Here is a 12,518-nt window from a genome sequence, read left to right on the forward strand (position 1 = left end):
ATCAGTGCGCGACGGCAGCGGCTGCCGCCTCGTCGATCAGCCGGCCCGTGCGGAACCGGTCGAGATTGAGACCCGACGCCAGTTTATGCGGTTCGCCCTTGGCGATCAGATGCGCAAACAGGTTGGCCGAGCCGGGCGTCGCCTTAAAGCCGCCGGTACCCCAGCCGCAGTTGACGAACAGTCCCGGAACCGGGGTGACACCCTGGATCGGCGACCTGTCAGGCGTGTTGTCGGTGATCCCTCCCCACTGCCGCATCATCTTGACGCGGCGGAAGATCGGAAACAGTTCGCAGATCGCATCAAGCGTATGGGTGATGATCTGCAGGCCGCCGGTCTGCGAGTATGAATTATACTGGTCGGTACCGGCGCCGATCACCAGCTCGCCCTTGTCGGACTGCGAGATATAGGCATGCACCGTGTTCGACATGACGACGCAAGGGAAGATGGGTTTCAGCGGTTCCGACACCAGCGCCTGCAGCGGGTTGGAATGCAGGGGCACGCGAACCCCCGCCATTTCCATCACCACCGACGAATGGCCGGCAGCGGATACGCCGACCTTGTTGGCACCGATGAAACCCTTGGAAGTCTCGACGCCCTGAACTTCGCCACCCGGTCCGCGGCGGATGCCGGTGACTTCGCAGTTCTGAATGATATGGACGCCGCGATCGGCCGCCGCACGCGCATAGCCCCAGGCAACGGCATCGTGGCGGGCTGTGCCGCCGCGGCGCTGCAGGGCAGCACCATTGATGGCGTAGCGTGCCGTCTTCGAAATATCGAGAACCGGAACGAAGGCCTTGGCCTGTTCCGGCGTCAGCCATTCGTTGTCGATACCGTAGAGCCTGTTGGCATTGATATGGCGCTTGAACGACTGCTGGTCATGAATGTTGTGCGACAGCATCATCACGCCGCGCGGCGAATACATGACGTTGTAGTTGAGCTCCTGGCTCAGGCCTTCCCACAGCTTGAGGGAATGCTCGTAGATATCCATGCTCTCTTCATAGAGATAGTTGGAGCGGATGATGGTCGTGTTGCGGCCGGTATTGCCGCCGCCGAGCCAGCCCTTCTCGATCACCGCGATATTGGTGATGCCGTGTTCCTTGGCGAGATAATAGGCGGCACCGAGACCATGACCGCCGGCACCGACGATGATGACGTCGTAAGAGCTGCGCGGCTCGGGAGAGGTCCACTGCGCCTCCCATCCCTTGTGGGCGCGCAGTGCCTCGCGGGCTATGGCGAAAACCGAATATTTGCGCATGAGGCCGCTTCTCCTTGATCCGCCGGTAAGGCTCTTGGGTAGAACCATACCCATCGCAAATCAATATGCGCCGCAATGGCCGTTTTGCGACGCCTCAGAGGATTGTTTCGACACGCGCGGAAAACAGGCCCGGGAACCTCGGACGAAAGGCCCGGCCGTTGTTCATGTGACGACGGCGGAGGGAAGATGGGGTCGTGACGTTAGAGCGACCGGCCGTTAACGCGGCCACAGGCTTTCTGTGAAATTTGGACAGACAGAAACCGGGGAAAGTTTCCCCGGTTTGTCATCGAGAGGCAAAATCAGGCCCGGAGCAGCACCTTGCCGGTGCGGCCGTGCTCGCCGGCTGCCTTGGCCGCCTTGGCGATGTCATCGAGACCAAAGACCTCGGAGACGGTGAGGGTCACGGTGCCGTTGGCGACGGCCTCGACGATCTCGCTGATATGGCTCTTCATCTTTTCCGCAGGAAGCTTGGGCGCGATCTTGGCGAGCCAGAAACCCTTGACCACAGCCTGCTTGAAAATCATGTCGCTGGCTGAAAGCTGCATCGGCGTTCCCGACATCAGTCCGAACGAGATCAGCAGGCCGTTTTCGCCAAGCACCGACAGCAGGTCTCCGGAGGCCGGGCCGCCGACGCCATCGACCCCCGCCTTGATCGCGGCTCCGCCCGAGAGCGCATTGACCGTATCGCGCCATCCGGTCTGCGACGTCGAGACGACATTCTGGATGCCGAGATCCGCCAGTTCGCGCACCGCCTCGTCACGTCGGACGAGGTTGATGACATTGATCTGACGCGGCTTGGCAAACATCGCGAGCGTCTTGCCGACCGCACCATTGGCCGCGTTCTGGATGATCCAGTCACCTTTTTCGACACCCGCAAAATCGAGCAGTGTCAGGGCGCTGAGCGGCATCGAGATCAGCTGCGCGCCAGCCTCATCGGAAATCGAATCGGGCAGCGGCACGGCCGCCATGGCCGACGCGATATAATACTCCGCCCAGGTGCCCTGCCCTGAGGCCGCCACACGCTGCCCGACCTTCAGGTGCGAGACGCCCTCGCCCAGCGCATCGACGATACCGGTTCCTTCGGTGCCGGCGACGGCGGGCAGGTCGGGCTTGTAGCCGTAATCGCCGGAAACCGTCAGAAGATCGTGATTGTGGATCGCCGCCATCGACATGCGGATCCGGATCTGGCCGGGGCCGGGCTGCGGAATTGGGCGATCCTCGATCGACAGGACGGAAGACGGATCGCCGAAACTGGAATGAATGGCACTACGCATGAGATTTCTCCGTTCGGTCCCGCGTGGCTCGGCAGGACAAGGCTTGGGCCGGTTGGGAACAGGTTCCCGCATGGGCGCAAATCGACTATGGCTTGGTGGCGGATATAGGACATCGCTAGGCTGATATAACCCCGCGCGGAGCAGCGGCTGTAAAATTCTTGAGAAGCCCGCAGCCGCGGGTAGACTTTTGACATCTCCTCTGTTAAGTGCCTTCACCAATCGCTTCGGCTATCCGCCGGGCTCCGACATTCTCTCGCCTCGAATCCTGCAGATTCCCTGGCGATAACAAACCAAAGGAACGGGATTTCACGTGCAGGTACTTGTCCGCGACAACAACGTTGATCAGGCTCTCCGCGCTCTCAAGAAGAAGATGCAGCGCGAAGGCATTTTCCGTGAAATGAAGATGCGTGATTACTACGAAAAGCCTTCGGAAAAGCGCGCCCGCGAAAAGGCTGAAGCCGTTCGCCGCGTCCGCAAGCTGGCCCGCAAGCGCATGCAGCGCGAAGGTCTTCTTCCGGCAACGCCGCGCCCGGCAACCGCCCGTCCGGCTGCTCGTTGATCGGTCGTTTTTTCGACGTTTTCATGTGATTATGAGCGGTGGCGACATGGGCGCCGCCGCTTTTTTGATTCGGAACAGTCGACATTCCGACACGTTCTGCCGATCCTGACAGCCCGATACGAGGACATGCGCCTGATGGCCGCCAAGACTGCCGTTTTTTCCGATGGAACCCGAAACTCCGGCCATTCCTTGACCGTCGCCCCAATTCGCAAGGCCCTCGCTCCGATCGGTATCGTAGCAATGCTCGCGCTTGCTGGCTGCTCGACGACCACGTCGACGGACATGATCAGCGTCGATCGCGCCCAGGGGTCGGAACAGAACATCTCGTCCCTGTCCTCCGTCATCAGCTCCAACCCGTCTGATCCGGAAGGCTACAACATTCGCGGGTCGGCCTACGGCCGCGCCGGCGAATTCAAGCGGGCGCTGGACGATTTCAATCGCGCGCTCCAGATCAATCCGCAGTTCTACCAGGCCTATGCGAACCGGGCGCTCGTCTATCGCAACATGGGCAAGCCTGTCGAAGCCGCGAACGACTACAATCGCGCGCTCCAGATCAATGCCAATTACGACGTCGCCCTGATCGGCCGCGGCAATATCTACCGCCAGGCTGGCCGCCTCAACGAGGCATTCAGCGACTTCAACAAGGCCATCGATCTCGATACGACCGATGGTCGCGCTTACCACAACCGCGGCCTGATCTATCAGGCCCGCAATCAGCACGCGCAGGCGATCGACGACTTCTCCAAGGCGATCTCGCTCTCCTCCAGCTCGGCCGAGCCTTATAACGGTCGCGGTATTTCCTATCTCGCCATGAACGACGACGAGAATGCGTTTGCCGACTTCAACCGTGCCATCGAGCTGAACGACAAGCTTGCCGAATCCTGGGCCAACCAGGCACTGGTGTATGAGCATCGCGGCGACCGTGCCCGCGCCAACCGTTCGTTCTCGCATGCCGTCCGCCTGGACCCGAACTACAAGCCGGCCCAGGACGGCGCGGCACGTACGCGCGGCGGCAATAGCTAAGCGGAGCCATGACGATGCAGCAGTCCGGTCGCCATGATATCATCGTCATCGGCGGCGGGATTGTCGGCGCCTCGATTGCCTGGCACCTCACAGTGTCAGGCGCCAAAGTCCATCTTCTCTCTGAAAAACCGGGCGGCATAGCGACGCCGAATTCCTTCGCCTGGATCAACGCCAGCTGGGGCAATCCGCGCGCCTATTTCGACCTGCGCATGCGCTCCATCGCCGAATGGAAACGCCTTGCGAAGGACGTCCCCACCCTGCCCCTATCTTTCGCGGGCGGCCTATGCTGGGACATGTCGCAGGCTGACTTGACGACCTACGCCAGCCAGCATTCCGGCTGGGGCTACGATATCGCTGAGGTCGATGCCGTCAGGATTGCCGCCATCGAACCGGCCTTGAACGACGTGCCTAACACCGCGCTTTACGCCGCGATGGAGGGTGTAGCCGAGCCGCAGGCGAGCGCCGAGATCCTCATCGCAGACGCCCAAAGACGCGGCATGCTTCTCACCGAAGGCATCCGGGTCACTGCCCTCAGGCGCGATGGCGAAGGCCATGTTGCAACTGTGGTCACCGACAGCGGCGAATTCACAGCCCGTGAAATCGTGCTCGCCGCCGGCGCCGGCACCACGACCCTTGCCGCTTCTGTCGGAATAGACGTTCCGGTCGACACACCACCGGGTCTCCTCGTCCACTCGACGCCGGTCGCACCGATCCTCAACGGCCTTGTCATTGCGCCGGAACTGCATGTCCGGCAAACCGCCGAGGGTCGGCTCGTCGCCGGGACCGATTTCGGCGGCATGGATCCGGGTACCGATCCGGATGGCGCGGCGGAAGAGCTGTTCGGCAAACTGAAGCGGTTCGTCAAAGGCGGCGACAGCCTGGTCATGGACTTCTACACCGTCGGTTATCGCCCCACGCCAAAGGACGGCTTTCCGATCATCGGACGTGCCGAAGATCAGACCGGTCAAACCCTCACCGGCCTCTACATTGCCGTCACCCATTCGGGCATCACGCTCGCTCCGGCGATCGGCCTGTTCGCCGCCACCGAAATCCTGGAAGGGGCGCAAGAACCGCTTCTCGCCCCCTACCGTCTGTCGCGCTTTAGCTGACAGCCCTCAGCGCCAGCCGAGCGCTGGCGCCACATGCTTCAGGATCGACTCGATGACATGGGCATTATAGTCGACGCCGAGCTGGTTCGGCACGGTCAGAAGCAGCGTATCGGCCTCGGCAATGCCCTCATCCTGGCGCAGCTCCTCGATCAGGGCTTCCGGTTCTGCCGCATAGGAACGACCAAAGATCGCCCGCGTGCTGTCGTCGATATATCCGACCGAGTCCTGCTCCTTGCCGCCGCGGCCGAAATAGGCCCGGTCGCGATCGTCCGTCAGCGCAAAGATCGAGCGGCTGACCGATACCCGCGGTTCGCGCTGATGGCCGGCCGCCTTCCAGGCGTCGCGATAGGCGCGGATCTGCTTTGCCTGCTGGATGTGGAAAGGCTCGCCCGTCTCGTCGTTCTTCAGGGTCGAGCTCTGCAGGTGCATGCCCTTCCCGGCCGCCCAGACTGCCGTTGCATCGGAGCTTGCGCCCCACCAGATGCGGTCTCGCAGCCCTTCCGAATGCGGCTCCAGACGCAGCATGCCCGGCGGGTTAGGAAACATCGGGCGCGGGTTGGGTTTGGCAAAACCCTCGCCCTTCAGCACGTCGAGAAAGACTTCGGCGTGGCGGCGGCCCATATCGGCATCCGTCATCCCCTCGCCCGGCTCGTAGCCAAAATAGCGCCAGCCCTCGATCACCTGTTCCGGCGAACCGCGGCTGATGCCAAGCTGCAGGCGACCTTGCGAAATCAGATCCGCCGATCCCGCGTCTTCCGCCATGTAGAGCGGGTTTTCATAGCGCATGTCGATGACGCCGGTGCCGATCTCGATCTTCGACGTGCGCGCACCGACGGCGGCCAGAAGCGGAAACGGCGAAGCCAGCTGGCGGGCGAAATGGTGAACGCGGAAATAGGCGCCGTCGGCACCGAGTTCTTCGGCAGCGACGGCAAGATCGATCGACTGCAACAGCACGTCGCCCGCAGAGCGCGTCTGCGATTGTGGCGACGGCGTCCAGTGGCCGAATGATAGGAAACCGATTTTCTTCATAATAGGGCTCCGGCAATATGCGCATGAGAAGAGGTGTTGCCCCCTACATGGCATGCCGGAGCAGCATCCGTTAGGGCCCTGCCGCGAATTGGGCGCAGACGGATTGTTCGCAGATTGCGAACGAGTGTTGTGAAGATGGAATGAAATAGCGTCTGGAGTACCTGTCGGCAGGGTCGCGCGGGTGCAACGTCACACCCGCGCTCCGACAGAAACAGATCCGGCTTAGCGCAGCAGGAAGACGCCAGCGATATTCAGGATGATGAAAACGATGAGGCCGCCGAGAAGTCCGGCGCCGCCGAAGAAGCCGGCCGCCATGGCGATCATCAGAACGACGGTAGACATCGTGCCCCATTTTGCAGCGGCCAGAAAACCCTCGTAGGTTTTCTCGTGCTCGCGATAATCCATGGGAGCACCGGTCTCCATAGGTCCGCTCTGGTGATTGTCCATCATCGATCTCCTTCAACGCCGCGCCCACGAGCCGATCACGGCGGGGTGGCGCGGTAGCCTCCTCCTCGCTCTTCGAATCCTTGGCAGATCACCGAAAAGCGCCTCTCGATCCAGATTACACACACCGCTTCAAAGCGCAATCGCGCCACGCCGCGGCTGGTGCTTTAACACCTACTCGGCGAACGCCATTTCCTGAGAGGTCGGCCTTCCCGCGATCCTCGCGGTCGGCAGAACGGTGAGTGGCGGACTGTCGAACTGCGCTTCGTTGCCGAACATCATCCGCCGTTCATAGGCCTCCGACCGGAACAACGGGAACCGCCGCATCAACTGCGGCCTTACCTCCTTGACGCGTGACGCAAGAAGCGTGAGCTCGAAGCCGTAGATGCCGGCCATCGTTGGCGGCACGACGATATCCGCCAGGAAGATGCGCTTGTAGAACGAGGCATGCGGCGGGCGGATATGCTGCAACACCCGGTCGGCATCGAAATGGATCGCAGCCATGATGCTGGGCCGCAGCGTGATATAAGGGATCGTCGGCAATTCGGCGACGACAGCCGGATCGACCGCAAACCGGGCCGGGTCGATCAGCGTCATCCCGGCATCGAGGAAAGCGTGGACCGCATCGGGAAACACGCCTGTCGACTGGCACACACGATGGTCAGGCGTCACGTAATGGACGCGGATCGTCGCGATGAGTTCTTCGTAATGATGAATGCCGAAGACATAGGCGTTGCGGTCGAAATCGATCTCATCGAGCATGTCCACCGCACCGACGGGGAGAACATCCTGCGCCTTGTAGGCTTTGTATCTTAATCTGGCGATATCTTCGAAATCTTCGGCGCTCTGAATGCGGCGGTATTCGATGTGGTCGAGGGATGCGAGGAGCTTTTCGGAAAATGGTGCTTCAGGAACAGATTGCTTTATCGGCATGTGAATTATCCATGGGACGTTAACCCAGGATTAACCGTGAACTGAGCCTTGATCGCAATCGCCGAAATTATGTTTAACAAACTTTAAACAGAAATAGTTAACCGCCAACGGTAACCTTATGCCGCGGGTGCAAAAAATAGCCCGTGAAGATATGGGGAAGCGCGTCTAGCCAGCCGCGCTCAGTGACCGCGGCGCGTCGTTCTTGCGGCCCGATACGGCACGACTACCCGCCTTGCTGAGAGCAACGCCGTTAACGCGCAGACTCTCCAGCGCATCGACCGGCACCGGCGGCGAGAAGATGTAGCCCTGAACCAGGTCCGCAAAATTGTGCTTGCGCACGAGATCCAGCTGTTCCTGAGTTTCGACGCCTTCGAGAACGATGCGGAGATCGAGCTCGCGTGAAAGATGCACGATGCCGCTCAAAAGCTTCATGCGGCGCGGATCGGTACCGATGTCGCGCACGAAGGCGCGGTCGATCTTGACGATATCGATCGGCAGGGAATCCAGATAGCTGAGGCTCGAGAACCCGGTGCCGAAATCGTCGATTGCGATCGTCACGCCGTTGGCGCGCAACCGGCTGAGCGTCGCACTCACGGCGACAGGCTCCTCCATGAAGCAGCTTTCGGTTACTTCCAGATGCAGCCGTGCGGCAGGCAGACTGTAGCGCGCCAAAGTCTCGGCCACCATTGCCGTGATCGCACCGCCACGAAGATCCTTGACCGAGAGATTGACGGAGACCGCCATGCCGCCCGACCATTCGGCGCAGTCGGCGCATGCCTTGTCCAGCACGAACCGGGTGACGTCCGAAATCAGGCCCATGCTTTCGGCAAGCGGGATGAAGATGTTGGGGCCGATCCAGCCGCGCTCGGGATGCGACCATCTCACCAGTGCCTCGCAGCATTCCATCTCGGACCCGTCCGGCCGGTACATCGGCTGGTAGACGACGGACAGATGGCCGTTTTCGATGGCATGGCGCAGATCGGTCCGCAGACGCTGCTCGGCCACATACCGACCATCCATTTCCGGCCTGAAGGTTCTAACCGTGCCGTTGCCGGTCGACTTTGCCTCGTTGAGGGCAAGGTCCGCCTTGATCTGCCAGGATTCCATGTCGAAATCTTCAGCGGGCAGAATGACGCAACCGCTGTTGAGCGATACCGAAAGACTAAGCCCGTCGACCCGGTAATCCCCCTCGAATGTCCGATGAATCTCGCGGATACGCGCCTCGATCGCGCAAGAACCGTCTTTGCCGGTCACCAGCAGAACGAACTCGTCACCGACCAGCCGGCCGATCAGAACCTCGTCGCTCGCAAACGCCGCTGCCCGTTCGGCAATTGCTGCAAGGAGCTTGTCGCCCACCACGTGGCCGCGCATGTCGTTGACATGCTTGAACCCGTCGACATCAAGAATAGCAAGCCCGGCCCACATCTCCGGACCTGCATTTGCCAGCCGACGTTTGACCTGTTCGGTGAAATGTCCCCGTGTCGGCAGGCCGGTCAGCGTGTCGAAACGAACAAGGTGAAGGATTTTCTCTTCGGCAGCGACCCTTGCGCTGACATCCTCGAAGATCATCACGAGACCGCCCTCGGAACGGCGGCTGAGCGAGAATTCCAGATAGGTGTCGTCATTGAGACGCAGCAGCGTCTTGCCCGCCTGCCCTTCCAGCAAGCCGCCGATCTGCGTCAGGATCTCGTCCGGAAACGCATTTTCGCGGTCGCGAAGGGCGGCGATGAAACTCGCGCCCATCAGGTCTTCGGCATCGCCCAGTCCCAGCAATTCGTGCGCGCGCCGGTTGACGACCTGCACCCGGCCATCGGCGTCCAGCATGATCAGCGCATGCGTCATGGTGCTGAGCGCACTGTCGAGCTGGTCGGCAACCGTCTTCATCTCGCGCGAAACGATGACGTTCTTGTAGAGAAATTCCCGCACCCCCGTCGCCATCGACTGGGTGGTCAACCCGAACGGCACGAGAAAGAGCGCCATCAGCGCAAGATTGATTTCGCCGGTCAGCACGCAGGCAATGATCAGCGGCAGGCAGCAGCCGGTCGTCTGCAGCGCAACCGCGCGAGCAGACCCGTAGTTGCGGCCGACGATCGACACCATCGACGCCATGGTGACCGCGATGCACATGAAGGCGGCCATCATGTCCCGCAGAACAAGAACCGCGTAGGCGCTGCTGATACCGAGAAGAAAAGCAGTCGCCGCGGCGCCGTAGACGTAGCGTGTTTCCCAGCTTTCGATCTCGTCGCGGGAAAGAACCGCACGGTCGAGACTGTCGAAGCGACGGAACGAGATGACCCGGAACGTGAAGACGGCCAAGAACACCGCAATCAGCATGATATAGAAGGTAGAGCCCGTCGTCGCAAAAATCACTGCGCACGACAGGATATGGACCACCATTCCAGTCCACAGCGTTCCACGATTTCTAAACAGCGATTCGACGAACGACAGATACACTTCTGTCGGCAGCGTTTGCGCTTCCGCATTCTTCATAGGGGCACATTCCCTTGCCATCAGACCGACAATGGAGAAAACGTTTTAAAAATTGATTGTTGTCGGAGTGCGACCCCTTGGATTGTGGGGGTTCGTCGAAAAGCGATCAATGAACGGTAACAGGGATTGCTAAAACTCTCCAAACTCAATTATGCGCTCTCGCGACCACCTTCGCAATAATATTTCGCGGAATGCCTGGAAACGGCATTTATGCGACCTATGGGGGTCTTTTCTTTTAATAAGCGTTCGTTTACATCGCCTCATTCGGGCAGAGGTAAAGACCTGCTGGGGAGCGAGCGAGTATGGCGGGCCTGTTGAAATTCAGCGCGTTAATTGACCGTGTCAGCGAAATCGTCGGAAAATTTGCGGGTTATCTCGTCCTGGCCTGCTGCCTGATCAGTGCCGGTAATGCCTGCATCCGCTATGCGTTCAACTACAGCTCGAATGGCTGGCTGGAAATCCAGTGGTATCTGTTCGCGTTTATCGTTCTCTTGGGCGCATCCCATACGCTTCGTCTCAACGAACACGTCCGCGTCGATCTGATCTACGGCGCCGTCTCGGATCGCAAGCGGTTGTGGATCGATGCGATCGGCCTGGTGATCTTTCTGATCCCGGCATGCCTCTTTCTCGCATGGCTGTCCTGGCCGTTCTTCTCCCTGTCTTTCATGCAAGGCGAAGTGTCTTCGAATGCCGGCGGCCTGATCCGCTGGCCCGTCAAATTCATCATCGTCTCGGGGTTCGTGCTCCTTGCCTTTCAGGGCCTGTCCGAGCTGATCAAGCGCATCGCCGGCCTCACAGGCACCCTCCAGGTCGACACGACCTACGAAAAGCCACTGCAATAAGACCGCGCCATTCCGGGGGGAAACCAAGCTCATGTTTGAATACGGCGTAATGCCACCGGCCATGTTTCTGGGCATGATCATTTTCATGCTCTACGGCTTTCCGGTCGCCTTTTCCCTTTCGGCGGTCGGGCTGTTTTTCGGCTTCCTCGGTATCTACACCGGTCATTTCGAATATGCGTTCATGCAGGCCCTGCCGCTGCGCATTTTCGGCATCGTCTCCAACGACCTGCTTCTCGCCATTCCCTTCTTCACCTTCATGGGTGCCATTCTTGAACGCTGCGGTCTTGCCGAGGACCTGCTCGAAGGCACCGGAAAACTGTTCGGCGCAATTCCCGGCGGCCTTGCCTATGCGGTGATCATCGTGGGCGCAATTCTCGGCGCCATCACCGGCACGGTTGCCGCATCCGTCATCACCATGGGTGTGATTTCCCTGCCGATCATGCTGAAATACGGCTACAACCCGCGTCTCGCAACCGGCGTGATTGCAGCCTCCGGCACGATCACTCAGGTCATCCCGCCGTCGCTCGTCCTCATCGTTCTGGCCGACCAGCTCGGCCGTTCGGTCGGCGACATGTATCTCGGCGCCATCGGTCCTTCGATCCTGCAGGTCGTGATCTTCCTGCTGTTCATCCTCTTCACCTCGATCGTCCGGCCCCAGGACGTTCCGGCGCTGCCGCCGGAGGCCCGCGGCGAACTCAATGCCGCGCTGGTGTTGAGAGTGCTGTGGGGCATGGTCCCTTCGGTCGTGCTCATCTTCCTCGTCCTCGGCACCCTGTTCATGGGACTTGCCACACCGACGGAAGCCGGCGCGCTCGGCGTCGTCGGCGCCATGGCGCTTGCTGCCATGCACCGCCGCCTGACCTGGGACCTCGTCAAGCAGGCCATGCATTCGACCATGACGATCACCTCGATGGTCGTCTTCATCCTCGTCGGTGCCACCTGCTTCAGCCTCGTCTTTCAGGGCATGAACGGCGGGCTCTGGATCGAATTCCTGCTGTCTCATATTCCGGGCGGCGCCCTCGGCTTCCTGATCTTCGTCAACATCTTCATTTTCTTCCTGGCCTTCTTCCTGGATTTCTTCGAGATCGCCTTTATCGTCCTGCCGATGCTGGCACCGGTCGCAACCGCGCTCGGCATCGACCTGATCTGGTTCGGCGTGCTGCTCTGCGTCAACATGCAGACCTCGTTCATGCACCCGCCATTCGGCTTCGCACTCTTCTACCTGCGCTCGATCGCGCCGAAGACTGTGAAGACGAAGGACATCTATCTCGGCGCCATTCCGTGGCTCGGGATGCAGCTGATCCTCGTCGCCATCATCATCTTCTGGCCGGAATCCGTCACCTACTGGCTGGACAAGGCGCCGGACGTCGATCTCAATACGATCAAGATCGAAATCCCCGGCTTCGGCAATGATAGCGGCAACAACCAGATGCCCAATTTTGGCCTGCCGCCGATGGATGGTGCGCCCGGTCAGGGCGGCGGCGCGCAACCTTCCCCCGGACTACCCGGCATGCCCAACTTCGGCGAGCCACCCAAGATCAACCCGTAACGGCTTCGTCT

At 60.5% G+C, this 12,518-nt stretch carries 11 protein-coding genes; 5 read left to right on the plus strand and 6 right to left on the minus strand.

The genetic code is table 11. The annotated features are described in order from the left end of the window. Position 1 precedes the first annotated feature (1 nt). Together IFT66_RS11325 and IFT66_RS11330 are read right to left on the minus strand one after the other, a co-directional pair. Positions 2-1,255 carry a sarcosine oxidase subunit beta family protein gene (locus IFT66_RS11325; protein ID WP_092659764.1) on the minus strand — a complete coding sequence of 418 codons (1,254 nt, stop codon included), beginning with the start codon at positions 1,253-1,255 and terminating at the stop codon, positions 2-4. 299 nt (positions 1,256-1,554) lie between these two features. Beyond that, positions 1,555-2,529, minus strand: coding sequence for a zinc-binding dehydrogenase (locus IFT66_RS11330; protein ID WP_192077646.1), 975 nt, complete (start codon positions 2,527-2,529; stop codon positions 1,555-1,557). Between the two features lie 310 nt (positions 2,530-2,839). Here IFT66_RS11330 and rpsU point away from each other — a divergent pair, with 310 nt between their 5' ends. The 3 genes from rpsU to IFT66_RS11345 all read left to right on the plus strand — a co-directional run bounded on the left by rpsU (position 2,840) and on the right by IFT66_RS11345 (position 5,220). Next, positions 2,840-3,088 carry a 30S ribosomal protein S21 gene (rpsU, locus tag IFT66_RS11335; RefSeq protein ID WP_062461068.1) on the plus strand — a complete coding sequence of 83 codons (249 nt, stop codon included), beginning with the start codon at positions 2,840-2,842 and terminating at the stop codon, positions 3,086-3,088. 240 nt (positions 3,089-3,328) lie between these two features. Then, a complete protein-coding gene (locus IFT66_RS11340; protein ID WP_446737823.1) occupies positions 3,329-4,111 on the plus strand; it encodes a tetratricopeptide repeat protein in 783 nt (260 codons plus the stop codon). Between the two features lie 14 nt (positions 4,112-4,125). Then, entirely contained in the window at positions 4,126-5,220 is a 1,095-nt protein-coding gene (locus IFT66_RS11345; RefSeq protein ID WP_192077648.1) for an NAD(P)/FAD-dependent oxidoreductase, read from the plus strand. 6 nt (positions 5,221-5,226) lie between these two features. Here IFT66_RS11345 and IFT66_RS11350 read toward each other — a convergent pair whose 3' ends face one another. The 4 genes from IFT66_RS11350 to IFT66_RS11365 all read right to left on the minus strand — a co-directional run bounded on the left by IFT66_RS11350 (position 5,227) and on the right by IFT66_RS11365 (position 10,116). Further along, entirely contained in the window at positions 5,227-6,249 is a 1,023-nt protein-coding gene (locus IFT66_RS11350) for an LLM class flavin-dependent oxidoreductase (protein ID WP_113109729.1), read from the minus strand. A 222-nt stretch (positions 6,250-6,471) separates the two neighbouring features. Continuing rightward, positions 6,472-6,696 carry an aa3-type cytochrome c oxidase subunit IV gene (locus tag IFT66_RS11355; protein WP_062582159.1) on the minus strand — a complete coding sequence of 75 codons (225 nt, stop codon included), beginning with the start codon at positions 6,694-6,696 and terminating at the stop codon, positions 6,472-6,474. A gap of 171 nt (positions 6,697-6,867) precedes the next feature. Continuing rightward, positions 6,868-7,626 carry an N-acyl amino acid synthase FeeM domain-containing protein gene (locus IFT66_RS11360; protein WP_180215465.1) on the minus strand — a complete coding sequence of 253 codons (759 nt, stop codon included), beginning with the start codon at positions 7,624-7,626 and terminating at the stop codon, positions 6,868-6,870. Between the two features lie 165 nt (positions 7,627-7,791). Next, entirely contained in the window at positions 7,792-10,116 is a 2,325-nt protein-coding gene (locus IFT66_RS11365; RefSeq protein ID WP_062461077.1) for a putative bifunctional diguanylate cyclase/phosphodiesterase, read from the minus strand. A gap of 302 nt (positions 10,117-10,418) precedes the next feature. Here IFT66_RS11365 and IFT66_RS11370 point away from each other — a divergent pair, with 302 nt between their 5' ends. Continuing rightward, positions 10,419-10,958 carry a TRAP transporter small permease subunit gene (locus IFT66_RS11370; RefSeq protein WP_062461080.1) on the plus strand — a complete coding sequence of 180 codons (540 nt, stop codon included), beginning with the start codon at positions 10,419-10,421 and terminating at the stop codon, positions 10,956-10,958. 31 nt (positions 10,959-10,989) lie between these two features. After that, on the plus strand, positions 10,990-12,507 hold the full coding sequence (locus tag IFT66_RS11375) for a TRAP transporter large permease (RefSeq protein ID WP_192077649.1): 1,518 nt from the start codon (positions 10,990-10,992) through the stop codon (positions 12,505-12,507). Positions 12,508-12,518 lie beyond the last annotated feature (11 nt).

This window comes from Rhizobium sp. CFBP 13726, from assembly GCF_014841925.1.
Classification (GTDB): Bacteria; Pseudomonadota; Alphaproteobacteria; order Rhizobiales; family Rhizobiaceae; genus Neorhizobium; species Neorhizobium soli.

What these genes read in the sequence shown, in the direction of transcription:
- IFT66_RS11325 (WP_092659764.1), bottom strand. Translation starts at nt 1,255, where the DNA reads ATGCGCAAATATTCGGTTTTCGCCATAGCCCGCGAGGCACTGCGCGCC.
- IFT66_RS11330 (WP_192077646.1), bottom strand. Translation starts at nt 2,529, where the DNA reads ATGCGTAGTGCCATTCATTCCAGTTTCGGCGATCCGTCTTCCGTCCTG.
- IFT66_RS11340 (WP_446737823.1), top strand. Translation starts at nt 3,329, where the DNA reads ATGCTCGCGCTTGCTGGCTGCTCGACGACCACGTCGACGGACATGATC.
- IFT66_RS11345 (WP_192077648.1), top strand. Translation starts at nt 4,126, where the DNA reads ATGCAGCAGTCCGGTCGCCATGATATCATCGTCATCGGCGGCGGGATT.
- IFT66_RS11350 (WP_113109729.1), bottom strand. Translation starts at nt 6,249, where the DNA reads ATGAAGAAAATCGGTTTCCTATCATTCGGCCACTGGACGCCGTCGCCA.
- IFT66_RS11355 (WP_062582159.1), bottom strand. Translation starts at nt 6,696, where the DNA reads ATGGACAATCACCAGAGCGGACCTATGGAGACCGGTGCTCCCATGGAT.
- IFT66_RS11360 (WP_180215465.1), bottom strand. Translation starts at nt 7,626, where the DNA reads ATGCCGATAAAGCAATCTGTTCCTGAAGCACCATTTTCCGAAAAGCTC.
- IFT66_RS11365 (WP_062461077.1), bottom strand. Translation starts at nt 10,116, where the DNA reads ATGAAGAATGCGGAAGCGCAAACGCTGCCGACAGAAGTGTATCTGTCG.
- IFT66_RS11370 (WP_062461080.1), top strand. Translation starts at nt 10,419, where the DNA reads ATGGCGGGCCTGTTGAAATTCAGCGCGTTAATTGACCGTGTCAGCGAA.
- IFT66_RS11375 (WP_192077649.1), top strand. Translation starts at nt 10,990, where the DNA reads ATGTTTGAATACGGCGTAATGCCACCGGCCATGTTTCTGGGCATGATC.